22 protein-coding genes are annotated in these 25,568 nt (G+C 67.0%); 9 read left to right on the top strand and 13 right to left on the bottom strand.

Features of this window, described 5'->3' with window-relative positions:
- Positions 1 to 11: 11 nt before the first annotated feature.
- Both glsA and ACLKOY_RS14420 read right to left on the bottom strand, forming a co-directional pair.
- Complete coding sequence (gene glsA, locus ACLKOY_RS14425; protein ID WP_436454271.1) at positions 12 to 944, bottom strand: glutaminase A; 933 nt, start codon at positions 942 to 944, stop codon at positions 12 to 14.
- Positions 945 to 1,125: 181 nt separating this feature from the next.
- Complete coding sequence (locus tag ACLKOY_RS14420) at positions 1,126 to 2,358, bottom strand: ATP-binding protein (RefSeq protein WP_436454270.1); 1,233 nt, start codon at positions 2,356 to 2,358, stop codon at positions 1,126 to 1,128.
- A 144-nt stretch (positions 2,359 to 2,502) separates the two neighbouring features.
- Here ACLKOY_RS14420 and ACLKOY_RS14415 point away from each other — a divergent pair, with 144 nt between their 5' ends.
- The 6 genes from ACLKOY_RS14415 (at position 2,503) to ACLKOY_RS14390 (ending at position 9,586) form a co-directional block, all read left to right on the top strand.
- Positions 2,503 to 3,537 carry a LacI family DNA-binding transcriptional regulator gene (locus tag ACLKOY_RS14415; protein ID WP_436454269.1) on the top strand — a complete coding sequence of 345 codons (1,035 nt, stop codon included), beginning with the start codon at positions 2,503 to 2,505 and terminating at the stop codon, positions 3,535 to 3,537.
- Positions 3,538 to 3,677: 140 nt separating this feature from the next.
- Positions 3,678 to 4,937 carry an ABC transporter substrate-binding protein gene (locus tag ACLKOY_RS14410; RefSeq protein WP_436454268.1) on the top strand — a complete coding sequence of 420 codons (1,260 nt, stop codon included), beginning with the start codon at positions 3,678 to 3,680 and terminating at the stop codon, positions 4,935 to 4,937.
- 64 nt (positions 4,938 to 5,001) lie between these two features.
- Positions 5,002 to 5,958 (top strand): carbohydrate ABC transporter permease, encoded by a 957-nt coding sequence (locus ACLKOY_RS14405; protein ID WP_436454267.1) that lies wholly within the window; start codon positions 5,002 to 5,004, stop codon positions 5,956 to 5,958.
- Entirely contained in the window at positions 5,955 to 6,824 is an 870-nt protein-coding gene (locus tag ACLKOY_RS14400; protein ID WP_436454266.1) for a carbohydrate ABC transporter permease, read from the top strand. Before ACLKOY_RS14405 ends, ACLKOY_RS14400 begins: the two co-directional genes overlap by 4 nt.
- A 7-nt stretch (positions 6,825 to 6,831) precedes the next feature.
- A complete protein-coding gene (locus ACLKOY_RS14395) occupies positions 6,832 to 8,178 on the top strand; it encodes a family 1 glycosylhydrolase (protein ID WP_436454264.1) in 1,347 nt (448 codons plus the stop codon).
- Between the two features lie 40 nt (positions 8,179 to 8,218).
- Positions 8,219 to 9,586 (top strand): D-alanyl-D-alanine carboxypeptidase family protein, encoded by a 1,368-nt coding sequence (locus ACLKOY_RS14390; RefSeq protein ID WP_436454263.1) that lies wholly within the window; start codon positions 8,219 to 8,221, stop codon positions 9,584 to 9,586.
- Between the two features lie 56 nt (positions 9,587 to 9,642).
- Here the strand turns inward: ACLKOY_RS14390 and ACLKOY_RS14385 are convergent, their stop codons facing one another.
- Positions 9,643 to 10,257: a small multidrug efflux protein gene (locus ACLKOY_RS14385; RefSeq protein WP_436454262.1), complete on the bottom strand. Its 615-nt coding sequence runs from the start codon at positions 10,255 to 10,257 to the stop codon at positions 9,643 to 9,645.
- 223 nt (positions 10,258 to 10,480) lie between these two features.
- On the opposite strand from ACLKOY_RS14385, the gene ACLKOY_RS14380 reads away from it, so the two are divergent.
- Positions 10,481 to 11,149, top strand: a complete 669-nt coding sequence (locus tag ACLKOY_RS14380) for a GOLPH3/VPS74 family protein (RefSeq protein ID WP_436454261.1) — start codon at positions 10,481 to 10,483, stop codon at positions 11,147 to 11,149.
- 27 nt (positions 11,150 to 11,176) lie between these two features.
- Here ACLKOY_RS14380 and ACLKOY_RS14375 read toward each other — a convergent pair whose 3' ends face one another.
- The 4 genes from ACLKOY_RS14375 to ACLKOY_RS14360 form a co-directional block, all read right to left on the bottom strand.
- A complete protein-coding gene (locus tag ACLKOY_RS14375; RefSeq protein WP_436454260.1) occupies positions 11,177 to 11,905 on the bottom strand; it encodes a MerR family transcriptional regulator in 729 nt (242 codons plus the stop codon).
- Positions 11,906 to 12,082: 177 nt separating this feature from the next.
- A complete protein-coding gene (locus ACLKOY_RS14370; protein ID WP_436454259.1) occupies positions 12,083 to 13,039 on the bottom strand; it encodes an alpha/beta hydrolase in 957 nt (318 codons plus the stop codon).
- 58 nt (positions 13,040 to 13,097) lie between these two features.
- Positions 13,098 to 14,042 (bottom strand): NADP-dependent oxidoreductase, encoded by a 945-nt coding sequence (locus ACLKOY_RS14365; RefSeq protein WP_436454258.1) that lies wholly within the window; start codon positions 14,040 to 14,042, stop codon positions 13,098 to 13,100.
- 86 nt (positions 14,043 to 14,128) lie between these two features.
- Positions 14,129 to 15,211 (bottom strand): alkene reductase, encoded by a 1,083-nt coding sequence (locus ACLKOY_RS14360; protein ID WP_436454257.1) that lies wholly within the window; start codon positions 15,209 to 15,211, stop codon positions 14,129 to 14,131.
- 123 nt (positions 15,212 to 15,334) lie between these two features.
- On the opposite strand from ACLKOY_RS14360, the gene ACLKOY_RS14355 reads away from it, so the two are divergent.
- The gene (locus ACLKOY_RS14355; RefSeq protein ID WP_436454256.1) at positions 15,335 to 15,817 is read left to right on the top strand and encodes a MarR family winged helix-turn-helix transcriptional regulator; all 483 of its coding nucleotides are present in this window, start codon (positions 15,335 to 15,337) and stop codon (positions 15,815 to 15,817) included.
- 296 nt (positions 15,818 to 16,113) lie between these two features.
- Here ACLKOY_RS14355 and ACLKOY_RS14350 read toward each other — a convergent pair whose 3' ends face one another.
- The 4 genes from ACLKOY_RS14350 to ACLKOY_RS14335 are packed head-to-tail and all read right to left on the bottom strand — an operon-like array spanning position 16,114 to position 21,433.
- A complete protein-coding gene (locus ACLKOY_RS14350; protein ID WP_042539955.1) occupies positions 16,114 to 17,022 on the bottom strand; it encodes a carbohydrate ABC transporter permease in 909 nt (302 codons plus the stop codon).
- Positions 17,022 to 17,960 carry a carbohydrate ABC transporter permease gene (locus ACLKOY_RS14345; protein WP_436454255.1) on the bottom strand — a complete coding sequence of 313 codons (939 nt, stop codon included), beginning with the start codon at positions 17,958 to 17,960 and terminating at the stop codon, positions 17,022 to 17,024. The genes ACLKOY_RS14350 and ACLKOY_RS14345 overlap by 1 nt, the downstream gene beginning before the upstream one ends.
- Positions 17,957 to 19,252 carry an ABC transporter substrate-binding protein gene (locus ACLKOY_RS14340; protein ID WP_436454254.1) on the bottom strand — a complete coding sequence of 432 codons (1,296 nt, stop codon included), beginning with the start codon at positions 19,250 to 19,252 and terminating at the stop codon, positions 17,957 to 17,959. Before ACLKOY_RS14340 ends, ACLKOY_RS14345 begins: the two co-directional genes overlap by 4 nt.
- Positions 19,253 to 19,288: 36 nt before the next feature.
- Complete coding sequence (locus ACLKOY_RS14335) at positions 19,289 to 21,433, bottom strand: alpha-galactosidase (protein ID WP_436454376.1); 2,145 nt, start codon at positions 21,431 to 21,433, stop codon at positions 19,289 to 19,291.
- 145 nt (positions 21,434 to 21,578) lie between these two features.
- Between ACLKOY_RS14335 and ACLKOY_RS14330 the strand changes: the two genes are divergently transcribed.
- Positions 21,579 to 22,694 (top strand): ROK family protein, encoded by a 1,116-nt coding sequence (locus ACLKOY_RS14330; RefSeq protein ID WP_436454253.1) that lies wholly within the window; start codon positions 21,579 to 21,581, stop codon positions 22,692 to 22,694.
- Between the two features lie 244 nt (positions 22,695 to 22,938).
- Here the strand turns inward: ACLKOY_RS14330 and ACLKOY_RS14325 are convergent, their stop codons facing one another.
- Both ACLKOY_RS14325 and ACLKOY_RS14320 read right to left on the bottom strand, forming a co-directional pair.
- Positions 22,939 to 24,744 carry a family 43 glycosylhydrolase gene (locus ACLKOY_RS14325; RefSeq protein WP_436454252.1) on the bottom strand — a complete coding sequence of 602 codons (1,806 nt, stop codon included), beginning with the start codon at positions 24,742 to 24,744 and terminating at the stop codon, positions 22,939 to 22,941.
- The gene (locus tag ACLKOY_RS14320; RefSeq protein WP_436454251.1) at positions 24,741 to 25,541 is read right to left on the bottom strand and encodes an SDR family NAD(P)-dependent oxidoreductase; all 801 of its coding nucleotides are present in this window, start codon (positions 25,539 to 25,541) and stop codon (positions 24,741 to 24,743) included. The genes ACLKOY_RS14325 and ACLKOY_RS14320 overlap by 4 nt, the downstream gene beginning before the upstream one ends.
- Positions 25,542 to 25,568 lie beyond the last annotated feature (27 nt).

Genomic DNA, 25,568 nt, shown 5'->3' with positions numbered 1-25,568 from the left:
GAAGCATCCCCTCAGCCCGCGGCTGTCCCGAACGCGTGCAGGTCGAGCTCGACGCTCAGCGCGTCGCACGCCACTCTTCCGCGCACGCTCGTGCCCTGCTCGTCCAGCGGCGGACTGACGACGGCCGCGCCGAGCAGCCCCGGAGCCGAGAGCACGATCGCGCCGGACACGCTCGATTTCGCCGGGATGCCGATCTCGCGCATCCACCGTCCGGAACCGTCGTACACGCCACAGGTCGCCATGACCGAGACGAGGTCACGAGCCACGCTCTGCGAGACGACGCGCTCCCCCGACACCGGGTTCACTCCACCGCAGGCGAGAGTCGCACCCATGACGGCGAGCGCCTCGGCGTCGACCAGCACGGCGCACGCCCGTGCATAGACGGCGACGGCATCGTCGGCGCTGACGTGCAGGGTTCCCTCGGCCCGCATGAGGTGGGCGAGCGCGTGGTTGCGGTCACCGAGAAGATGCTCGTTCCGCGCGACGCTCTCATCGACCTCGAGACGCCGCCCCGCGAAGGCCGACAGTCCTCGGAGTATCCGCTCGTCGCGCTCTTCCGCGTTCCCGCCGTCGACGAGCGATGCTGTGAGCAGCGCCCCTGCGTTGACCATCGGGTTCGGCGGACGGCCGGTGCCGCTCTCGAGCTTGATCGCGTCGAACGCCTCCCCCGTCGGCTCGATGCCGACGAGGTCGAGCGCCTCACCCCGGGTGTCGAGCAGAGCCAGGGCGAAGAGGAACGGCTTGACCGCCGACTGCACGCTGAACGGCTCCGCCGCCTGAGCACTGGTGCGGATCGTCCCATCCGGCAGCACCAGTGCCAGCGCGCACAGGCCGGCGTCGGCGTCGGCCAGTTCGGGGATGCTGTCATCCACCGCTCCGCCCTGCTCCTGCATGACCCGCCGCCGCAGATCGTCGAGGTCGTAGTTGCGCGCGTCTGGTCTCATCCGTCCACAGTGACACGTGTCGTGCGGAAAAGAGAGAACGGCCGGCGGGGTTGACTTGCTGCGGAAGGCCCACCTGACGGCGCGCCGGCTGTCACGTAGATCCGGCTGTTCTGCATCCGGTCGAGGCTCATTCGCCAGGCACAGCCGGCTTCCCCGGCGCAGGCGATGGGACGGTCCTGCGTCAGACGTTCGGCCAGTCGCTGGTCAGGTACGCCTCGACCGCGCGATGCCGGAATGTATAGGGCTTGCCCCGGTCGATGATGCCGCGCACAGTGTCCAGACGCTGAGCCGTCGGCCCCACTTCGGTGACCTTGGAGAACCCCATCGCTTCTGCGATTCGGGTGGCCGTGCGCTCGGCGGCGGGCAGCTCGGCCATCGCCTGCAGCATCTGGCGCTCGCGTGCCGGAAGACGCTCGAGGATGCGCTCGACGTGTGCGGTCGCTTCCCGCTGTGCGCCTCGCCACCCTCGGCGGACCTGCTCCGCGGTGATCGTCCGGGTCGCGCCTGCATACCATGCCTGCTCACCGGCGAGCTGGAACAGGAAAGGCTCGCCGCGGCAGACGTCGACGACAAGACCCGCAGCATCGGGCTCCATCCGCACACGGGCTGTGCCGCCGGATCCATCCGAGACTTCCCACCCCTCGAGAACGAACTCCTGCAGCGCCTCGGCGAGGTCCTCCTCGTCGATGGCCGACAGCGTGGTGGTCTTGAAACGGCGAGCGAAGGTGGCGCCCTTGCGCGCGCCTGCCATGTCCTCGAAGTCCGGGAGTCCGGTGAGGTAGACGGCGATCGGCAGTGAGCGGCTCACGCGCGCACCTCCGGGAACTGCGACCTCGACCTCGTGTGTGAGAGCGTCTCCGAGCGCGATGAGGAGCTGTGAGAGCGCCTTCTCATCTGTGATGTTCTGGACCTCGTCGACGTGGATGAGCGCCATGACCCGGCCGCTGGCGATCGCGGCCACGCCGACCTCGATGAGCAGCTCGGTGAGCGCCGTGTATGGCTCACGCCCGTCGGCGCCACGGAGCGTCAGAGAGATGCCGGAGACGGCGACCGCCTGGACACGTGCGATTGCGTCCCCGATGCGCTTCTCTCTCGAGGAGGAGAGGTCCGCGTCGGCCGCGAGCTTCAACACCGCCTCTGCGACGAGCTTCAGTGGATCGGCACCGGCGGGGATGCGCAGCTGGGGCGTGACCCAGTCCCCCGCACGGGATGCTTCCTGAGCGATACGGCGGACGAGAGTGGACTTTCCGAGGCCGGGTTCTCCGAGGATCGTTCTGCCTCGTTCGGGGAGACCCGCGAGCCTGCGCGGACGCACGACATCACGCCAGTCGCTCAGCTGCTCCGTGCGACCTGCCCATACGTCCGGGATCGTGTCGGAACCGGGACTGAACGGGTTGTCGAGTGCATCACGCATGTTGATAACCTTATCAAACTGCATCGTTTTGATAAGGTTATCGCGCTCCTCGCTTCATGGGCACGCTCGAGCCCGCGTCAAGCATCCTTTTCGTGATCGCATGGCGCCCGAGGCCCAAAGGGGAAACGTTGTAGAGTGCGCAGAATGAAAGCTGGGTCAGAGACGACGGCGACTCTGCACGACGTCGCACGGGCGGCGGGCGTGTCGATCAAGACCGTCTCGAACGTCATCAACGGCTACCCGCATATACGCGCCGAGACGCGTGAGCGGGTCGAGAAGGCGATCGACCAGCTGCACTACCAACCCAACCGCGCAGCGCGCAGCCTGCGCTCCGGCCGCACCGACATGATCGGGCTGATCGTGCCCGATCTGCGGAACCCGTACTTCGCAGAGCTCGCCGACGATGTCATGCGAGCGGCACGCGAGCGCGGCTTCTCGGTGCTCATCGAGCAGTTCGACCTCGATCGCGAGAGTGAGCTCGCCGCGTTGCGCGACGCCCACCTTCGCGGACTCGACGGCATCCTGCATTCGGTGCTCACTCTCGAGCAGGGCGATGCCGCACTGCTCGAACGCGTGCCGGTGCCGATGGTGCTGCTGGGCGAACGCCTCTTCGACTCGTCGCGCGATCACGTGACGATGCGCAACACCGAGGGAGCCCAGGCCGCCACCGCTCATCTGCTCGCGCTGGGCCGTCGACGAATTCTCGCTCTCGGCTCGCACCCCAGCGAGGAGTTCGGCTCCCCCGGCCTTCGCCTTCAGGGCTACACCGACGCACTCGCTGCCGCCGGAGTCCCCCTCGACGACAGCCTCGTGGTTCCGGTGGACCTCTGGCATCGGGCAGACGGGGCCGATGCGATGCGCGCCGTGCTCGACGCCGGAGTGCAGTTCGACGGCATCGTCGCCTTCAACGACTCCCTCGCACTCGGTGCGCTGCGGGTGCTCCTCGAACGCGGTGTGCAGGTTCCGGAAGACGTGGCCGTGATCGGCTTCGACGACCTCGACGAGACGCGTTACAGCCTTCCGGCCCTCTCGACGATCAACCCCGGGCGGTCCGCGATCGCCCGCACCGCGGTGGATCTTCTGGTCGCACGCATAGGCGGCACGGATGCCGGGCCTCCCCGCGAGGTCTTCACCGACTTCTCACTCGTCGAGCGCGAGTCGACCGCCGCCGCTCTCTAGTCGAGCAACCCCCTCTTGACATGGCTCGACGAAGGCGCGATCATCCATTTACAACGTTTACCTCCATCGTTGTAAACCCGAGCACCACGGCACCCGAGCCGACCTGACACCGCAGTCACAGAAGGGCATCGAAGATGATGATGAGACGAACCATGATGGCCGTCGCCGCGGCGAGCGCGACAGCGCTCGCCCTCGCCGGTTGCTCCGCCCCCGCGGACGACGACCCCGACGGGCCCACCACCCTCACGTTCTGGCATGGATACACCGAAGCCGATGGTGAGGTCCTCGACCAGATCGTGGCCGACTTCAACGAGTCGCAAGACGACTACGTCATCGAGACCGAGACCAAGACGTGGGCGGTCATCGACGACACGCTGCTTCCGGCGCTGTCGTCGGACGAGGGCCCGGACATCGTGGCGATGCCGGCAGAGCGGATGCCGGTGTACGCCGACCGCGGAGCCTTCGTCGACCTGACCGACTTCTACGCCTCGGACGACAGCAACACCGCCGAGCTCGCCGAGCAGTCGGTCGACATGGTCACCGTCGACGGCACGCCCTATGGAGTGCCGACCGGCTTCGTGCCGCTCTCGGTGTTCTACAACAAGGCGCTCTTCACCGCCGCGGGCATCGACGAGTTCCCCACGACCTGGGACGAATGGGTCGAGGCTGCCAAGGCGCTCACGGTGGACGAGGACGGCGACGGCACCCCCGAGCAGTACGGGCTCGCACTCCCCGATCACGCGACCGTCGCGAACGGACTGTGGCCGAGTCTGCTGCTCAGCGGCGGCGGCGGAATCGTCGACGGATCGACGGATGCCGTCATCGACTCGAGCGAGAACGCCGAGTCGATCGCCTACTGGGTCGACGCCATCACGAACGACAAGATCTCCCCCACCGGCCTCGACGGCATCGGCGCCGACGAGCTCTTCAGCTCGGGCAAGGCGGCGATGCACGTCGGTGGACCGTGGATGTCGTTCATCTCGGCCGACAACGACATCGACTACGGCATCGCGGCGATCCCCGCCGGTCCGGAGGATCAGGCGGCATCGGCGATCGGGGTGTCCATGGGCATCACCGAGCAGGCCGACGACGCTCAGGTTGCGGGCGCCGAGGCGTTCTTCTCGTACTTCTTCCAGGAGGACGTCGCCACGGAGTGGTCGCTCGCGTCGGGGTGGCCCCCGCTGCGCACCGACATCCCCCTCGAGTCGGTCGAGTCGAACCCGGTCGTCGTGTCGCTGACCGAGATCGCGCCGACCGGCCGCGCACTGCTTCCCGGTGTGGTCAACAGCGTCGACGTGCTCGCGGCCATCGACACCCTCACTCAGAAGGCCGTCGCAGGAGGCGACATCGACGAGCTGCTCTCCGACGCCCAGAGCGAGATCCAGCAGGCCATCGAGTGACCCCGCTCGCGGGAGGGGCGCCCACGTCGCCCCTCCCGCGTCCTTCTTCGAGAAAGCAGTGCCGATGACGACGCAGGCCGCCGCGCCCCCCGCCCGCCGTTCCTATCGCCCACCCGCACCGCTGGGTGGGCGCACGCCCCTCCGCCGGAGCAACAGGTACCGCCTGACGGTGATCGCGTTCCTCCTTCCGGCGATCATCATCCTCACGGTGTTCGTCGCGTGGCCGATGCTCTCCGCTCTCCGACTGTCGTTCACCGACGCGAGCGGCTTCGGTGACGAAGAGTGGGTCGGGCTGCAGAACTACGTCGACGTCTTCACCGACTCCGGCGTGCTCACCGCGATGGGCAACACCGCGGTGTACTCGCTGCTGTTCACTCCGGTCGTCGTGGTGATCGCACTGCTCTTCGCCCTGCTGCTCAACAACCGGCTTCTTCCAGGGCGCGGGGCCTTCCGCACGATGCTGTTCCTGCCGTTCATCGTCTCCCTGGCCGTCGCCGCGTTCGCGTGGTCGTACCTCCTCGACCCGCAGATCGGCCTCCTCAACTACTGGCTCCGTGGCTTCGGCATCCAGCTCGGCAATGTGCTGCAGGATCCGGTGCTCGCCATGCCGACCGTCGTACTCGTCGCCGTCTGGAAGAGCTTCGGGTTCTACATGGTGATCTTCCTCGCCGGACTCCAGGACATCCCGGGCAGTCTCTATGAGGCCGCCCGAGTCGACGGCGCAAGCGCCTGGCAGCGATTCCGCAGCATCACCCTGCCGATGCTCAGCAACTCGCTCGGCTTCGTGCTCATCGTCGCGCTCATCGCCGCACTGCAGGCCTTCGATCAGATCTACGTGATGACCGGCGGCGGCCCCTACGGCAGCACGCAGACGATCGTCATGGAGATCTACGAATCGGGCTTCCGCAAGCTCGAGCTCGGGTTCGCATCGGCGCTGTCGTACGTCCTGCTGCTCATCACGCTGGTGCTGAGCCTCGTGCAGTTCCTCTTCTTCTCACGCCGAGAGGCGGATGCCTCGTGACCGCGCTCGCTTCTCCGACCGTCGTACGTCGGTCGCCATACGCGACGCGGCGCCGGCTCGCATCCGTCGTTCTGCTGGTCGTCGCGGCTGCGGCGACGCTCGCGGTGATGCTGCCGATCCTCATCATCGTGTTCACCGCCTTCAAGCCGGTGTCCGAGGTGAACGCGTACCCACCCACGCTTCTGCCGAGCGCGTGGACCCTCGACAACTTCACGAGGATCTTCACCGAGCTGCCGTTCGCACGCCTGATACTGAACAGCTTCGTGTTCGCCGGCGGGGTCACCCTGTTCGCGCTGGTCTTCGACTCGCTCGCGGCCTACGCGCTCGCCCGACTCGACTTCCGAGGCAGCAAGGTGCTGCTCATCGCGATCATCGCGAGTCTGATGATCCCGTTCCAGGCGACCCTGATCCCGATCTATCAGCTCGTCTCCGACCTCGGGTGGGTCAACTCCTACGCCGGGCTCATCGCGCCCCGAGCCGCCGATGCGTTCGGCATCTTCTTCCTGCGGCAGTTCTTCCTGTCGCTGCCGCGCGACCTCGACAACGCCGCGCGCATCGACGGGGCGAGCGAGTTCCGCATCTTCCGCAGCGTCGTGCTGCCGAACGCGGTGCCCGCCCTGCTCACCCTCGGGATCTACATCTTCGTGAACAACTGGAACGACCTCCTCTGGCCGCTGGTGTTCACGACGGATGCCGAGATGGGCACCGTCACATCGGGGCTCACCCTGTTGACCGGCCCCGGCGGCATCATCCCTCAGGGCGTCATGATGGCGGGCTCGCTCATCGCCGTGCTGCCGCTCGCCATCGTCTTCCTGCTCATTCAGCGACGCTTCGTCGAAAGCATCGCCTCCACCGGACTGAAGTGACATCGATATGACCTGGTACCGCGACGGCCTGCTGCACTTCGGCCTCGGAATCGAGAACACCTTCATCCCCCAGGAGCGGCCCGGCGAACGGGCGATCGACGAATACGCCCTCACCGAGCACTACGAGCAGTGGAGCACCGACCTCGGTCTCGCCGCCTCGGTCGGCGCGGAGTTCATGCGCTGGGGCATCCCCTGGCACGTCGTCTCGCCCGAACGCAACCGGTGGGACTGGTCGTGGACAGATCGGGTGATGGACCGCTTCGGCGAGCTCGGCATCCGCCCCATCGTCGACATCCTGCACTACGGCACCCCGCTGTGGATCGACGATCAGTTCGCGCATCCCGACTACCCGCAGCACGTCGCGGAGTACGCGGCCCGGGCGGCAGAGCGCTACCGCGACGTCGCCACCGACTACACCCCGGTGAACGAGCCGATGCTGCACTCGCTGTTCAGCGGCGAGTACGCCTACTGGCCGCCGTACCGTCGGGGAACCGCCGGTCTGGTCGAGATCGCGACGGCCCTCGCGAAGGGGTTCGTGCTCACTCAGCGCGCGATAGCCGACGTGCTGGGCGACCGGGCGACGTTCGTCCACGTCGACGCATCCATGCGGTACGCCGGAGACATCGACGCGCCCGAGCACTGGGAGACCGCGCGGCGCTACGCGCATCAGGGCTTCCTGGTCGAGGATCTCGTCACCGGCAAGGTCGACGATCGGCATCCGCTCTGCTCGCTCCTGCGCTCACGCGGCGCCTCGCCTGAGCTCCTGCAGTGGTTCCGCGACAACGCCGTGCAGCCCGACGTGATGGGCGTGAACTACTACCCCCGGCACTCGACCGAGCTGTTCGAGGCGGGCGTGCACCACGGAGGCGGATTCGCCGATCCGCGGCCGACCCGCGATGACGGAGTGGATGGCTTGAAAGAGATGCTGCGACGCTACGCCGAGCGCTACGGAGCACCCGTCATGCTCGCCGAGACCTGCGTGACCGATGACGCCGAGACACGCATCGCCTGGATGGACGCCTCGGTGACCGCGGTGGAGCAGCTGCGCGCCGAGGGCACGGATGTGGTCGGGTACACGTGGTGGCCGCTCTTCGACATGTACGAGTGGACCTACCGCCACAGCACCGCACCCCGCGCGGATCACCTGCTGAGCATGGGCCTGTTCGATCTGGTCGAGACGCCCACATCACTCGAGCGCGTGCGCAATCCGGTCGCCGACCGCTTCGCCGCTCATGCACGCAGGCGCACTCGCCCCGAGTTCGCTCACGCGGACGCGGGCCGCGGATCGCATCCCTTGTCCCCCGAACGGCCGATACCGAACGCTGCGGACATACGCGAGGATGGCCTTTTCTGAGTATTGCAAGCGACAGGTGGGGCGCGATGAGGGTCTCTCGATGACGGCGCCCGACCAGCCGGTGGATGAGCTGTCCGATTTCGCGGAGCTCATGGCGCACGAACAGGAGTTCAGCGGCGATCGGATCGACCCAGCTGTGCGCAGAAGACGCCGGCGACGAGGGCTCATCATCACCGCCGTCTGCCTCGTCGTGCTGCTGGCCGTGACCGGAGGCTACGTCGGGTGGGCACTCACGGCGCCGACCGATTCGCCGACGGTGACCTCTCGCGCACCGCAGGTTCCGGTCGGCGACGCTGTTGCCGTCCCCACGCATACGGCCGCGGCATCAGCGATCAGCATCGCCGGCGCCGATGCCTATCTGGGTGAGGGGGCGAGCGGCACGTGGTCGGCGACAGGGACGGGTGAACCACTCCCGATCGCGAGCATCACCAAGCTCATCACCGCCCTCGTCATCCTCGACGCGGCACCGCTCACGTCTGCGGACGACCCCGGGCCGACCATCACGTTCGGCAAGGCCGATCACGATCTGTACGACGAGTACTACGTGCTGGGCGCCACCATCGCTCCGATGCCCACCGGCACCTCGATGTCGCTGCGCGATGCCCTCGCCGCGATGCTGATCCCCTCCGCGAGCAACTACGCCGAGGCGCTGTCGACGCGGATCTTCGGCTCGCAGAGTGCATTCCTCGGCGCGACGCGCGACTGGCTCGCATCCCACGCGCTCACCGGAACGACGATAACGGAGCCCACCGGTCTCAGTCCGCGCAACACGAGCACGCCCGCCGACCTGCTGGCCATCGCGAAGCTCGCCGCCGCGCATCCGGCGATCGCGAAGATCGTCGCGACCCCGGCGGTCTCGATCCCCGGCGCCGGCGCGCTGTACACCACCAACAGCCTCCTCGGCACGGCCGGCATCACCGGACTGAAGACCGGGAACCTGGGCGAGGGCACCCACAACCTGCTGTACACGGCGACACTCGACGTCGGCGCGACCGATCCGCTCTCGGTCACAGGAGTCGTCCTCGGGGGATCGTCGCACGAGTCGGTGAACGCCACCGTGGTCGCCGCACTCGAGAGCATCCGCTCCGGTTTCCACCAGGTGCCCGTCGCGACCGAAGGTCAGGAGATCGGGTCCATCTCAACGCCCTGGGAATCCACGGCCAAAATCGTCATCGGCGAGAGCGCGTCGATCCTCACCTGGTCGGACACCCCGATCGAGATGACGATGGACATCGAGGCTCCACCCACGTACCGCGACGGCACGGTCGTGGGAAGCATCACCTGGACGGCCGGCCCCAACACCGTCACCGCTCCCGTGATGATCTCGGGGAGCATCGACCCGCCCGGCGAGTGGTGGCGACTCACCCACCCGTCCGAACTCGAGTCGCCGTTGGATGCCCGGAACTGAGGCTGCTCAGCGGGGCGAAGAACCGGAGGAGTTCGTCCGCGGGCAGAGGCGCCGCCTCACCAGCCCAGCAGAGCGAGGAGCCCCGCAGCAGCGGCCGCGACGGCTCCCGTCCACAGCACGATCGCGATGATCTGCCACAGGATGACCCATTCCTTGCGCACGCCGGATGCGACGAAGAAGGCAGCGGTGAGCATCGTCGGAAGGGCGATCGGTGCCAGGATGCTGGCGCCGGGGACGCCGAACCTGACCAGCCAGCGCCGCAGCTTGGTGCGCCCCTTCCCGCGCCGCGTCGTGTCGTCCTCGCCGGCAGCCGCGGATCCGGATACCGAGTCGGCATCGGATGCCGTCGCCGTGGCGATCGTCGACGTCGCCAGCCCGGAGCCGCCGCCCTCTGCTGCGGACGAGGCCGCCGCCGATCGCGTCGCGCGACGCGCGACGACGCCGCCGCGGATTCGCGAGCCGAGCAGCACGACCGCGATCACGCAGAGCACGTTGCCGGTGATGGCGGCGAGCGCAGCGACGATCGGGTTGATCCCGGCGATGATGCCGAACGCGGCGGCGCCCTCGCCCTCGATGTACGGGATGGCCGCGACGAGCGCGACCATGACCGGCTGCAGGATCTCGGGAACCTGGTTGATGAAGTCCTGCAACCAGGGATAGGGGTTGTCCATCGGTCGCATCTCCTTCGGTCGGATGCCGCGGACGGGTGTGTGCCGCGGATGTCTGAAGGCAGTCAAGACCGTGTGCCCGGGACAGGGTCAAGCGTGAAGTCTCTGCTCACCCGCCCCCCTTGACCGTGTGGTCGGAACAGGGTCTTGACTGTGTGTCTACAGGCGTTCGGGACGACCATGACGACAGGTCGCGGCCGCGACGCTGCAGACCGAAGGAGCACCCATGTCAGAAGAACCCCTGATCGTCGAAGACACCCTGCTCCTGCTCTTCCAGCCCGATTCGGGCACCATCGCCGGCGAGAACATCCTCTTCTACGTGCTCGGCGGTGCCGTGCTGGCCGACCTGGCGCTCGCGGGTCGGGTCGAGGCAGAGGAGCACGGACTCTTCACGCGGGTGCGCGCGGCGGGCGACGGCGATGCGCCCGACCCGCTCCTCGCGTCGGCGCTGACGTCGCTGTCGAAGAAGCCTCAGGACGTCCAGGCCGTTCTCGCCGGCATCGGCCCCCAGCTGCGCGGTCCGGTCCTCGACCGGGTCGTCGCGCGCGGTGACCTGCACCGTGCGGAAGGCAAGGTCCTCGGGCTCTTCCCGACGACCAAGCTCACTCTCGCCAGCGAGCGCCGCTCCGACCTCATCCGCGGAGTGCGAGCCGCCCTCATCGACGGCGACGCTCCCGACCCCCGCACCGCAGCGAGCATCGCCCTCCTGTCGGCGAGCGGCACACTCCCCCAGTTCCACGCAGAGATCCCCTGGGGCAGCGACGTCTACACGCGGGCGAAGCAGCTCGAGGACGGCGACTGGGGTGCCGCAGCGGCCTCGAGCGCAGTGGTGCGCACGATGAACGCCGTCATCATGAACACCGTGATCGCGGCGACGGTTCTGCCGCGTCTCTGAGTCGGGGCGCCGGAGTCGTGCCCCCGCTCAGCCGCCCGCGATCTTCGCCAGCGCGATGACATGCGCTCGAGCGATCACATCGAGCTGGGCGGGGTTGTAGAGCGCGGCGACCGACTCCGCGACCGCCTCCCACGTCATCTGCGGTCGCCCCCGGTGATGCGCCAGCGGATCCTGCAGCCACGGATAGGTCGTCAGATCGTGAGCGAGTCCGACCGCATACCTCTCCGCCATGCGGATCCGCGTCTGCTCGTCGGCATCCGGCGGCAGCGCATCGAAATCGAGGCGCACGTCGGCCGGGTCGGATTCGAGCATCATTCGGAGGTCGCGCATGGCCTCGTCGTCGTAGACCTGAGAGTAGATGAGCATCAGCGACCGCTCGGTCTCGGTGAGGCGTGCGGAGAGGTTCTCGAAACCCCGAGGCAGATCCGTCGTCGTCGCGCCGTCGATGATCGTGCGGATCTGCACCCGAGCCTGCTGCAGACGTTCGATCGTGACGGCGAGCTCGGCGTCGATGTCTTCCAGCGCTACGAGGGCACGATCGTCACCGGCGGCGACACGATCGACCTGATCGAGGGGAACCCCGAGTTCGCGCAGACGACGGATGCGGAGCAGCTGCACGAGGTGACTCACCTCATAGCTCTTGTAGCCGTTCGACGACCTGCTCGGCTGCTCGAGCAGGCCCACCTGGTGATAGTGCCGCACGGTGTTCACCGTGGTTCCGGCGAGGTCGGCGACCTCTCTCGTGCTCCACGCCATGAAGAACCCCTTTCCTCCGCGGCCGTCTACTGACTCATTCTGGCTCCCGGTGGCGCGTGTGGCGACGCTTTCCTCCGTCGAGTGCATGTCGTAGTAGAACCCCTGTGGTCACCACACACTCAAGCGGGAAAGACCGGCGCGGCGGCGGAAGATCCTGTCCCGCCGCCGTCCTGCGGATCAACGAGCGAGCGTGCGTTCGATCCAGGAGTCTCGCGCCGTGACGGCCGCGCGGGACAGCGCGGCGAACGGTGCCGCACCGTCGAAGATGTGGAATCCTCCTGCCCACACGTGGAGTTCGGCCTGCACGCCCGCCTCCCAGAGACGACTCGCGTAACTGACATCCTCATCCCGGAAGACCTCAGCTGATCCGACGTCGATGAATGCCGGCGGGAGATCCGACAGATCCGTGGCCCTCGCCGGTGCGCTGGCGGGGTCGACGGCATCCGTCTTCCGGCGGTCGCCGAGGAGCGCATGCCAGCCCGTGTCGTTGCTCTCGCGGCTCCAGGAGCCTGTCTGCGTGTACTGACGACTGGACACTGTCTCATCTCGGTCATCGAGCATGGGGCTCAGAAGCATCTGGGCCTTGGCGACGGGGCCGCTGCGCTCTCGCGCGAGCAGAGTCACCCCGGCGGCGAGTCCGCCTCCGGCCGACGTGCCGATCAGAAGGATCCGGTCGGGTCCGGCTCCGAGTTCCGCGCTGTTCTCAGCGGCCCACACGAACCCCGCATACGCGTCTTCCACCGGAGTCGGCGCCGGGAATTCCGGTGCGAGCCGGTACTCCGGCGAGATCACCACCGCGCCGTGCTCCAGTGCCCAATCGAGCACGTGGTCGAGTCCGGTGAATCGGTTGCCGATGATCATGCCACCACCGTGCAGGTGATAGATGACCGATGTCACCGGCCGCGTGGTCGGCGCGAAGACAGACGCGACCATCGTTCCCCCCGCGACGGGGATGGCGACTTCGCGGTGGCTGAGCGCACGCGCAGCCAGCAGATCGTAGAGCGTGGGGCCGAAGGGGTTGGCCCTTAGGAACTCGATCATGTCCGCAGTGACCGTCGTCGGCAACGGGCTGTCGGCAAGAAGGTCGGCGAGTTCGGGGTCGTAAGAGGGGCGTACAGGTGCGTGCGTTTCCATGGTTTCTTTCCGGTTCTTGTGGGTGGTGGGGCGACGCTCAGCGCGTCGCTGTGGGGACTCAGGCGAGTCCGATATCCGAGAACTCGCGGTCGTAGCCGGCGACGATCACCTTCCCGCGCAGGTGTCCCTGTTCGTTGTGGGCGAGGGCGGCTGGCAGCTCGTCGAATCGGAAGGTCCTGGCGATCTCGACACGGATCTCACCGCGTGCCGCGAGGTCGAAGACGTTGCGGGCAGCGTCGGTCATCATCACCTGAGTGGGGTCACCGCCCGCCACGATCGCGCCGTCAGCCGCCGCAGCGAAGTCCGCGGTGGTGATGATGCGGTGCGGATCGACGACCTCCGCGACGGCATCGACGAACTCGTGCCCGGTCGTGTCGTAGCCCGCGTCTATCCCCTCGGAGGCCACGGCACGGAGATCATCGACCATGCCGGCGCCGTACCCGATCGGGATCGCGCCGAGCGAGCGCAGATAGTCGTGATTGGCGGGGCCGGCCGTGCCGACCACGCGGTGGCCGTCGCGGACCAGGAGCTGCGTGACCATGCTTCCGACCGCACCCGCGGCGCCGTTGACGACGACGGTCGAGGCGGGCTGCGGTCGCAGCATCCCGAGAATCCGCGTCGCCGTCTCGGCCGCGGTCGGCAACGCGGCTGCCTGCGCTGTCGAGAGGCCGGACGGAATCGCGGTGAGTCGAGCCGGCCGAGTGACAGCGACCTCGGCGTACGCACCGCTGTCGAAGAAGCCGGCGACCCGGTCTCCGACGGCGAATCCGGTGACGCCGGAACCGACGCTGACGACCGTTCCGGCCCCCTCGTAGCCGATGACCGCCGGCAGCGACAGAGGGATCATCTGTGCCAGCCATCCGTTGCGGATCTTCCAGTCCAGCGGATTGATGGCGAGGGCTTCGAGACGGACAGCGACCTCGCCCGGAGCGGGCGCCGCGTCTTGGGCTGTCGCGGGTTCGAGTCCGTCGGGGCCGTAGTGATCGAGTACGTAGGTGTGCATGGGGTGGATCCTTTCGATGGGGATGGGGATGGGGATGGGGATGGGGATGGGGATGGGGATGCGGATGCGGTCGCGGTGATGGCGGTTCAGAGGGTGAGGCGCGGGTAGTCGGTGTAACCGCGCTCGTCGCCGCCGTAGAAGGTCGCGCGGTCGGGTTCGTTCAACGGAGCCCGGGCGATGATGCGATCGATCAGGTCGGGGTTCGCGAGGGCGAGGGCGCCGACGCTCACGACATCGGCCAGGCCATCGCGAACATCCTCTGCGCGTCGTTCGATGTCCGCGCCTGCGCGGTTGAGGACGATCCCGGAGGGCCAGGCTGCGCGGATGGTGCGCAGGAGCGCCTCGTCGCCCAGGTGGACGACGTGCAGGTAGGCGAGTCCCAAGGGAGCCAGGGCTCGGACGAGTGCCGGGTACAGCACGTCGACGTCGGTCTCCTCGATGTCACCGAGCGGGCTGCCCGGGCTCACACGGAAGCCGACGCGGTCCGCACCGATCTCGTCGGCGATTGCCGCCGCCACCTCCACCGAGAGGCGCACGCGACCAGCGATGTCGCCGCCGTAACCGTCGGTGCGGTGGTTCGCGTTGGTGCTGAGGAACTGCTGGAGCAGGTAGCCGTTGGCACCGTGCACCTCGACACCGTCTGCGCCGGCATCGACCGCGAGCCTCGCCGCGCGACGGAAGTCGGCGATCGTCTGGTCGATGTCGGTGTGCGTCATCTCGACGGGCACGGGCATCGGCTGGGGACCGTCGGCGGTGAACATGTCGCCTCGGGCTGCGATCGCCGAGGGAGCGAGCGGGGCTCTTCCGTGCGGTGTGTTCGAGGGGTGCGCGACACGGCCGACGTGCATCAGCTGGACGACGAGACTCGAGCCGCCCTCGTGCACGGCGCGAGCGACTCGCCCCCATGCTTCAGCCTGCTCCTCAGTGTGCACTCCGGGGGTGGCGAGGTAGCCCTGGCCATCTTCGGAGGGCTGGGCGCCCTCCGTGATCAGCATGCCGAGCGAGGCGCGCTGAGCATAGTAGGTGCCGGTCAGGTCGGTCACGGCGCCGTCGGACGTGGCGCGGCTGCGTGTCATCGGCGCCATTGCGACCCGATTGGTCAGAGCGATCCGGCCGAGCTGGGTCGGCGACCACAGGTGGTCCACGGTGGCGGTGGCGAGGTCGGTCATGGGTGAACTCCTTCGAATTTGAACTACTTCTGAGGGAGGACAACGAACCGATCGAGAGATCTATTTCCAATTCGAACAAAAAGGTGAGATCGAGCAAGAAGGGCGGGAGATAAGATGCAACTCATGGCCGATACGGTGGTCCCCCCGAACCTTCCCGAGGAGTTCGGCGTCTACTTCCTGCTCGTCGATGTCGGCGCTCTGTTGGAACGGGGAGTGCAGGGACAGCTTCGCGAGCACGGCGACCTCAGCTTCGTGCAGTTCCAGATCCTCGCGACCCTGGGCGAGGATCGGTCGCGGCCGCTGAGCATGACCGACCTCGCCGGCCGACTCGTGCACAGTCGGAGCGGTCTGACCTATCAGATCCGTCAACTCGAACGGGCGGGTCTCGTCGCGCGAGTGCCGTCGTCTCTAGACGAGCGGAGCGTGAACGTGACGCTCTCCGATCACGGGGCATCGCTCCTCGAGCGCGTCCTCCCTGGGCACGTCTCCGTGGTTCGCGAAGTGCTGGTCGATGCGTTGGGCACCGCGGACCGCAAGGAGCTCACGCGTCTGCTCACCATGGTCGCGGACCACCTGAGATCACAGCCTTCCGGATCCAGCCGCTGACACTCCTCGAAAGGCACCATCGAAGCGACCCGAGATGCAGCCATCCACTTTGCAGACGTCTGAACCCCCGCGATCCCGCTCAGCTGTCGATCAGACTCAGCCTCACTTCACTTCACTTCAACGTCTGGCCCATTGGCCACGATAAGACCAGTCATCCCGACTATCGGCGCAGTCCCGTCTCGCTTCCCCACCGCGATCTCACGTCATCGCCTCGCCCGGTCACCGGGTAAACGTCACTCCGGACTATCGGGGGAGGAGATAGGCGCTCTGCGGACCAAGAAACGCATGCGAATCAATCACTTGATGGATCCCCGGGTGACGCCGGAGATGACCCACCGCTGCGAGAAGATGTAGACGATCAGCAGCGGTGCCATCGCCATCAGGTACGAGGCGAAGGCGGTCGTGTAGTCGGTGTTGTACTGGCCCTGGAACACATACTGCGCCAGCGGGATTGTGCGCGCACCGGGGTCGGTGAGGACGACGAGCGGCATGATGAAGTCATTCCATGCCCAGACGCAGGTGAGGATGCCGACGGTCGCGTTCATCGGAGTGAGCAGCGGGAACACGATCTGCCAGAACACGCGCCACGTGGATGCTCCGTCGACGCGCGCGGCCTCTTCGAGCTCGATCGGGATTGAGCGGATGTACGCGCTGTAGATGAAGACGTTCAGCGAGATCCCGAAGATCGTGTAGAGCACGATCATGCCGACCTGGTTGTCCAGACCGAGGAGCGACGTCTGCTTGACCAGGGGCAGCATGATGATCGGGAACGGGATGAACAGCGCGGCGAGGAAGTAGAAGAACACCCCCTTGAAGAACGGTCGGTGGCTGTTGCGCGCGAGCGCGTACGCCACCACCGAGCTGGTCAGCAGGGTGAAGACGACCGCTCCGACGGTGATCAGCGCCGTGTTGAGCAGTGCCTGCGGGAACGCGGTCCGCGCCCACGCGTCGGCGAAGTTCTCCCAGCGGATCGGGTTCGGCCATTCGAACCCGTTGCCGGCGGCGAGCTGCTCTGGCGTCTTCAGCGCGACGGCGACCGCGAGGTAGAGCGGGATGAGCACGGTCAGCGAGCAGACGGCGATGAGCGCGGTCGCCCACCAGTTCGTCTTGCGGGTGTCGTCGTTCTCGGAGGCGCGCCTGGCGCGCCATCCGGGGCGAGGTGCCGTCGCCTCGGCTTCGGCGAGGATCGTGGTTGCGGTGGTCATCAGATATCGGCCTCTCTGCGCTGAAGGACCCGGAACTGCAGGAGCGAGACGATCGTGATCACGATGAAGAAGATCACGGCGTTCGCGGTCTGGTAGGCGAACTCTCCACCGGAGAATCCGCCGCGGAAGACGAGCAGGGTGACCGATTCGGTCGACGTGCCCGGCCCTCCGTTCGTAAGGGCGACGATCGGGTCGAAGACCTGCAGGAAGCCCTTGAGGCTCAGCACGACGTTGATCGTGAAGAACGCGCTGATGAGCGGGAAGGTGATGGATCCGAACTGCCGCCAGGAGGATGCACCGTCGAGAGATGCGGCTTCGTACAACTCGCTCGGGATCGTCTGCAGACCGGAGAGGTAGATGATGATCGAGAACGCGCAGGCCTGCCAGACCGCGAGTGCGACGATCGCCGTCCACGCCCAGTCGGGGTTGGTGAGGATGTTGTCGCGGAACAGCGGGATGCCAGACAGGATCTTCGGCAGCGAGTTCGAGAACAGGAACTGGAAGACGTAGCCGATCACGAGGATCGCGAGCACGTACGGCACGAAGTAGACCCCGCGCCAGAAGTTCCGAGCGCGGATCTTGGCGTTGAGCCCCATCGCGATCGACAGCGAGATCACGTTCGTGAGGATCGTAGCGACGAACGCGAACAGGAACGAGAACCCGTAGGCCTTCAAGACACGGTCGTCCTTGAAGAGGTTGAGGTAGTTCGAGATGCCGACGAAGTTCCAGTCGCCGTAGCCCGCGTAGTTCGTGAAGCTGAAGAAGATGCCCACGATGACGGGGATGGTGTGGAACGCCGCGAAGGCGATCACGGCGGGCCAGACCATCCAGTAGTAGGCGGGCAGCGCGCGGGAGTTCGCGGTGCGGACGCGCCGCGCGCGCTTCGTCCGCTCAGGCCCCGGTGTCGTCGCGCGCACGGCGCTGGTCAGAGTGCTCATTCTTCGTCTCCCGTCACGGGGATGGTGCGCGCGGCGACCTTGCGCCACTCGCTGTCGAGGGTGGCCAGCGCCGCATCCGCGTCGCCGTCGAACAGGAACTGCTGCACGATCGCGACCAGCGGGATGCTCGGAGGCACCTGATGATCGATGAAGCCGGTGATCTTCCCCTCGTCGAAGAAGGGCTTGACCGACTGCAGCGCAGGGTCGTCGCTCAGCTCCGCGCCCTCCACCGACGGGATCATGTTCTGAGAAGCGGCGAACTCTTCGATCACTCCGACGTCGAACAGGTACTCGATGAAGCGGAGCGCCTCCTCGCGATGAGGTGTGTCCTTCGCCATGGTCACGACGACGTCGACACCTGAGACCAGCAGACGATCGTCGGGATCATCGGCAGCCGGGTAGGGGAAGATCGCCGCGTTGATGTCGGGGTTGATGGCCTTGACGGGGTTGAGCGCCCAGATCCCCTGCAGCAGCATCGCGGACTCGCCGCGGGCGAACGCCGCGTTCCCGTCGTCGTATGTGCGACCGCGGTAGCCCTCCTGCATGTACGAGAAGAGCTCTGCCTGCTGAGCCATCACCTCGGGGAAGTCCTTCTCGAACGATACGGCCGAATCGGCGCCGACATCTTCACCCTCAGCGCGAAGGTCGTCGAAGAAGCCGCCCTGCGAGGCGTACGCCCCCAGAGCGTTCCATGACGGCATGCCGGTCCACGAGTCCGCGAGGGTGCCGTAGAACGGGGTGATCCCCGCAGCCTCGAGGGCCTTGCACACCGCGATGAACTCGTCCCACGTCTCGGGGACCTCGAGCCCCTGCTCCTCGAAGATGTCCTGGTTGTAGATGACGCCGTTGGCGTTGTTGACGTAACCGAGTCCGTTCACCTCGTCCTGCTTGGTGCCGAGATCTGCGAGGATCTCCTGCACCGCGGGGTTGATGGTCTCGAGAACCGGCTCATCGGAGAAGTCGTAGAACACCCCGGCTTGAGCGAGGTCCCCGAATCCGCCGTTCGCGTTCAGGGTGATGACGTCTGGCGCCTTGTCCTTGACGAGCAGCGTGCGGATGAGGGTCTCGGAGTCCGCGACCTGATTCTGCACGACGCGGATATCGGGATTCTCGGCCTCGAAGTCCGCGATGATCGCGTTGAAGTCCTCGAGTGCCTCCCCCTTGAACTGGAAGAAGCTGAGGGTGGTGACGCCGTCACTCGGCGACGCCGCGCATCCTCCCAGGGCCGCGACGGTGCCGAGGGCAGCCGCCATCGCGACACCCCTGGCGGTCTTTCGATGTCTGATTCTCATGCGTGCGCCTCCTTGCGCGGGAAAACTGCTCGGTTGTCAGTGCTCTGAAACGATCTCGACGACGGTCGCCTGCTGCGGGAATTGCACGGGCGGGCGGACGCCGATGCTCCCGAGCTCGTGGCCGGTCATCGTCACGGGCTCTTCGGCCCACACGAGCGGCGACTGCGCAGGGTCGTGCGCGGGACGCGAGAGGATGCGGAGTGCGTACGAGCGCGCAGGGTCGAGCCCCGGGAACCGGACGCGCCCCGCCGGGTAGGCGGCGCTCGTTGCGACCTGCGTGATGGTGAACACCGCGTGCGCGGCATCCTCGGCGACGATCCCGCGCACGTCGATGCCCGCCTCGACACCGTCGACGTGGACGACGGTGCCGTCGGCGATCAGCGGACGCAGCCGCTTGGCGAGGGCGATCCAGGCGGCGACACGACCCCGGGTCTCCTCGTCGGCGGAGGTGAGGTCCCACTCGACACCGAAGTGTCCGAGCAGGGCGACAGCGGCGCTCAGCTCGAGCGAGACCGTGCGACCCGACGAATGCACGACCGGACTCGTGAGGTGCATGCCCATCATCTCGGGCGGCACGACGAGGCCGGTGTAGCGCTGGTTCTCGAGCCGCTCGATCGGGTCGAGGCTGTCGCTGGTCCAGATGCGGTCGGTGCGGTCGAGGATGCCGAGGTCGACTCGAGCACCGCCCGATGCGCAGCTCTCGATCTCGAGGTCGGGGTTGGCCGCCTTCAGCTCATCGAGCAGTCGGTAGAGCGCGAGGGTGTGTTCGCGCACCCGCGGTGATCCGCCGGGGCCGCTGCCCGCATCGACGAGATCCCGGTTGTGATCCCACTTGAGATATGCGATCGGGTACTCGGCCAGGAGGGCGAGAAGCCGATCGGCGATGTGTCGGTACGCGTCGGGATTCGCGAGGTCCAGCACCTGCTGCTGCCGCGCCGAGGGCGGCAGAGACGTGCGCCCGCGGAGGATCCAGTCGGGATGCGCACGGGCGAGGTCGCTGTCGGGGTTCACCATCTCGGGTTCCACCCAGAGTCCGAACTCCATGCCGAGATCGGTGACCTTGCGGACGAGGGGATGCAGGCCCTCGGGCCAGACCTCGGCATCCACCTCCCAGTCGCCGAGTCCTCTTGTGTCGTCGCGGCGCCCGGTGAACCATCCGTCGTCAAGCACGAACCGCTCGATCCCGACCTCCGCCGCAGCATCGGCGAGCGCCGCCAGCCGGTCGAAGCGGTGGTCGAAGTAGACGGCCTCCCACGTGTTGAGAGTGACCGGACGCGCACGGCGCGGATGCTGGGGGCGGTCGCGCCACTCGGAATGGAAGCGCTGCGCCAGCCGGTTGAGACCGTCGCCCCACGAGCCGATGACCCAGGGCGACGACACGGACGCTCCGGGCGCGATCACGACCTCACCGGGGGCGAACAGCTCACCGCCGGCGAGGAACGCATCGCCCGTCACGACCCGCTCGGCGAGCACGCGGTGGTTTCCGCTCCACGCGACGTGGATGCCGTGCACCCGACCGGACTCGAACCCGAAGCCGGGCCGCCCCGCGGCCAGCAGCACGGTCGCGTCTGCCCCCGGACGCCCCCTCCGGCTCTCGCGCAGGTGGGTGCCGAGAGTGAAGACGTGCCGCTGAGCGCTGCGCTCGCGAAGATGGTGACCGGTCGTGTCGAGCAGTTCCGTGGCATCCCCCGGGGTGGGAAAAGCGAGCTGCAGAGCATCGAGGGAATAGCCGCCGTCGCCGGTGTTGCTCACCGTCATGCGCTGATGCAGAAGCCCTGCGATGCCCACTTCGATGTCCCACCGAAGGCGGATCTCCGCTTCCGCATCCTCCATCTCGACCGCGGCTGCATGGTGATCGACGCGCACCTTGACGACTTCGGGCTTGATGCTGAAGCCGACTCCCCCACGGTGCCCCTCGATGGTCGGTGTGCCGAGCCAGCCCGAGGCCTCGGTGGCGACGGCGCTCAGACGTGGCGTGCGGTCGAGACCGCCGGACACCCGCTGCGGACGCGCGGCGACGGCGAGGCTGCGCAGCGTCTCGTGGGTCGAGTCCAGCAGTTCCTCGCCCCAGTGGACGATGACGGGCACCTCTTCGGACTCGAGGTCGATGACGACACTCGTTCCGCCGCGGTGAAGGTGGATCACGCGATCGCGGGTGGCCGGGGACTCGAGATCATCCATCACGCTCTCCTGCAGAGCCTCATTGCTGAAATGCATGGATTAGTTCTATCACGAAAATAACTATGAGCCAAGAGTGGATTTGCACACCCCGATTCCCGAAAGAACTCCGCTTTACTGCCACAATGGAAACAACGAGGAGGTGATCATGCTCACAGAGAGCGAGAACGCGCTCGCCGAAGCGGTCCTGATCCACGGTCCGATCTCGCGCTCGGCCCTGACGAGTCGACTCGGGCTCTCGGCAGCGAGCCTGACCCGCCTGGCGAAGCCGTTCCTCGACACCGGTCTTCTCATTGAGCTCGATGATGTCGTCGACGGCTCCGTCGGCCGACCGACCAGACCGCTCGACATCGCCCCCGACCGGGGCTTCTTCGTCGGTATCAAGTTGACCGGTGACACCTTGCACGCGGCTCTCACCGACGTCCGCGCCGCTCTCGTCGACTCCTCCACACGCCCCCTCACCGATTCCGACCCGTCGAGCGTGGTCACGGACATCCGCGCGGCGATCGACGACTTCGACGGCGACATCCGCGGCATCGGCGTGAGCCTCGGCGGCTCCGTCGACAGCGGCGTCGTCGAGTTCGCGCCGTTCCTCGATTGGCACGACGTGCCGTTCGCCGCGATGCTCGCCGAGGCGACCGGACTGCCCGTCACCGTCGAGAACGACCTCGTCGCACTCGCCGAGGCCGAGAGGTGGTTCGGCATGGGCCGCGGCCTGCCCGGATTCTCGGTGATCACGATCGGCGAGGGCATCGGATACGCGGTCGTCGCTCACAACGAGGTCGTGCGCACGCGCGAAGTCGGCGCGGGTCTCGGCGGACACATCCCTCTCGCAGCCAACGGGCCCCTCTGCGACCGAGGACACCGCGGGTGCGCGCAGGCGATGCTCACCTCGGGTTCGATCACAGCCCAGGTCTCCGGCGCCTTGCGACGCGCGGTCGACTACGACGAGTTCCTGGCGCTCGCCGCGCGTGGAGACCCCGCAGCGACAGCGGTGGCGGATGCAGCAGGCGAAGCGCTCGGCCGATTCATCGCCCTCGCCGCGAACCTGACGATGCAGCCCGCCACGGTTCTCGCCGGCGATGGCATCGGTCTGTTCTCGGTCGCTGAACCCGCCATCCGACGAGCGATCGCCGCCGACCGCGACCCGCTCGCGGATCCCATCGAGCTCTACATCGACGAGCCCGGGTTCACCGCCTGGGCGCGCGGAGCCGCCGCGGTGGCGATCCAATCGGCGATCGCGACCCTCTCACTGGCACGCTGACCCCAGATCGCTGCCTCGTCAACGGATCAGCGATGATCATCGCCCGCCCTCGTCGACACCGGCGAGCGGCTGCCGTCGTTCTCGGGCGCGGTGCGCAGCATGCCTTGCGGCGAACCACGCGAAGGTCCGCTCCCACGACGCGTCACGCACGGAGATGAGAGAACACGATCCTCTTGGGGTTGGTCACACCGACCATGAAACCCTGGCCGATGGTCCTGAGCGGGATTCTCTGACGCGACCGTCCTCACACACGGGGAGGAATCTCGAATGCGCGACCGGGAGTCACGCCGTTCTCGTTGAAGGAGTCGACGCTCACCCACACGGTCTCCCCGTCGTTCAGCGACGGGAGGCGCAGGTGGTTCTGCTCGTAGACGAGCCAGCTGTGGTAGAGGCGGTCTGGCGCATGGCCATAACGGATGTTGTAACCGTGCGCTCGGTCGGCGGGCGGCCAGTCCAGTTGGGCGGTCGTCCCATCCGTGCGCACGGCACGGGGCGCCGTCTCGGCGGGAGGGTCTCCGACTCCGACGCCGAAGACCCTGATGCCGCTGACCGCGAAAGGGCCGTCGAAGGGAACCCGATCCGCCCGCACCCGGACGAGTCGGTACTCCGTAGGGGCGTCGAGCAAGATCAGGGCATGCGGGCGCTCCCGCTCTTCGTCACGCGAGTCGTGGAGTGTGACCCACTCCTGGCCGTCGATCGACCCCTCGACGGTGAACTGCGCCGTCGCATGGTCCGCGTGGATGCCGCGCCACGTGTGCCCCTGATCCTTTCCCTCGACGATCAGGTCTTCGGGCGCGTAGTCGGCGAGCTCGTGATCGGCCAGGTTGACCTGGATGGCGTGCACCCGATGCCCGCCGTCCATCTCGATCTCGATCCAGTGCCCGCGGCCCGGTCCGTCGGATGCCCACCAGTCACGGATGTTCTCGTTCACGGCAAGGCCCGGCAGGTGTCCTTTCGCCGACGAGGACGCGCGCGCGTCGGCTCTGTAGGAGAGCAGCATCCATTCCGGCGCGATCCGTTCCCGCGCATCCACCGGACCGGCGGGCATGGCGCAGGGATAGTCACCGAAGTTCTGGTTGCAGTAGAGGACTCCGTCTTCATCGAACCCGGCGGGGAAGAGTCCCACCCGCCGTTCGTAGACGTCGTTGATGCTGATGCGCATGGTGGCGGTGTGCCACCAGTTGCCGTACTCGTCCTGCAGGGTGCTCCCGTGCCCGGCTCCGGTGATGAAGCCGCCGGGCTTGGAGGAGAAGGGGTTCGTCGGCGAATAGGTGAATGGCCCCAGGGGATGTGCACCCGTGAAGTAGCCGTCGGCATACGTGTTCCACTCCGTTCCCGGCGCGGCGTATTGCAGGTAGTACGTGTCATTCACACGCGTCATCCACGCGCCCTCCAGATAGGGCTTGCCGTTGGAGAAGGACGCGACGAGCTTCTCTCGCTCGGTGACCGGCTCGGGAACGACATAGTCCTCCCCCGTCTTCTCCCAGCCGCGGGTCGTGGTGTCCGTGGTGATGAGATCGACCGGCTGACCGATGGGCGTGAAGGCGGAGTCCATCTCCACCCCGCGGATCGGGTCGTCACTGCTGCAGCCCCAGTAGAAGTACACCCGGTCATCGAGATCCTGGAACACGTGCGGGTCCCAGAACTCGAACGTCCCCGGAGTGATCTCCTCGAAGTCGTCGGCCAACGGATCCACACTGCGGAAGAACGGGGAGTTCGTCTTCCGGGATGCACTGATGATGAGGGCGTCGTCGACGACCCTGACGTCCGGAGCGTAGTCGTACGGGGGGATCTTGTCCGTCGCGACGTACTGCCAGTCGAGGAGGTCATCCGAGTGCCAGAATCCCCGCGACATCGAGACGAAGAGGTAGTACCGACCGCGGTATCGAACGAGCGACGGATCAGCACCTTCCCTGTGCACGCTTCGTCGCGGTTCCCCGATGGTGAGGCCGCGCACGACACCTGTGAATCTGACGTCCTGATAGCGGTATTCGAGGTCGAGCGGGTTGCAGTAGATCCGGCGGGTCGAGGGCGACGTCGTCGAGGTCATGACAGCAGGGCTCCCATCTGCTTCGCGATCATCGTCGTCGCGAGCTTGGGGTTGAGGCGCGAGAGGCGATCCATGGTGGCCGCGTCCGAGCCGATCGTCGCGCGGAAGCGGTTCTTGACGATGGCGTCGACGATCACGCGTCCGGCCACCTGCGGCGTGGTCGTCTTGTACGAGCTGTTCTCTGCCGACGCGTCACCTCCCAGATCGACACCCGAGTTCGCCGCGATGCCGGTGCTGATCGCTCCGGGGAAGATCACGGTGACGTGCACGTTCGTGTCGAGGAGCTCGGCATACAGCGCCTCGGTGAGCAGCTTCACCGCCGCCTTCGACGCTCCGTAGACCGCCTGGCCAGGCACGGGAGCGTAGGAACCCATGCTCGCGACGTTCAGCAGGGAGGCTTCCGGGCGGATGAGCAGGTGCGGGAGAAACGCCTTGCACACGTTCATCACGCCCCAGAAGTTCACGTTCATGACCTTCTCGATCTCGGAGAACGGCAGATCGTTGACCTTGACGAACTTCTGGATGACACCGGCAATGTTCGCGACTCCGTCGACCTGACCGTGCGCGCCGATCACCGCGCCGGGCAGCGCGTCGATCGCATCCCGGTCGGTGATGTTCACGACGTGCGCGGTGAAACGGCCACCGGCCCCCGCGAGGCGGGCCGTCTCGTCGAGACCGACCGCATTGAGGTCGACGCCGGCGACGGAGGCCCCCTGGTCGAGCAGTCTGAGCGTGACCTCGCGTCCGATGCCGTTCCCTGCGCCGGTGACGACGAAGACCTTGCCTGAGATGTCCATGGGTTCCTTCTGGGTGGTGGGTCGCGA

The organism is Microbacterium sp. K2, assembly GCF_051365005.1.
Lineage (GTDB): Bacteria > Actinomycetota > Actinomycetes > Actinomycetales > Microbacteriaceae > Microbacterium > Microbacterium foliorum_B.
Note: the sequence above shows the minus strand (reverse complement) of the source record. Positions and strands in the feature narration are given on the sequence as shown.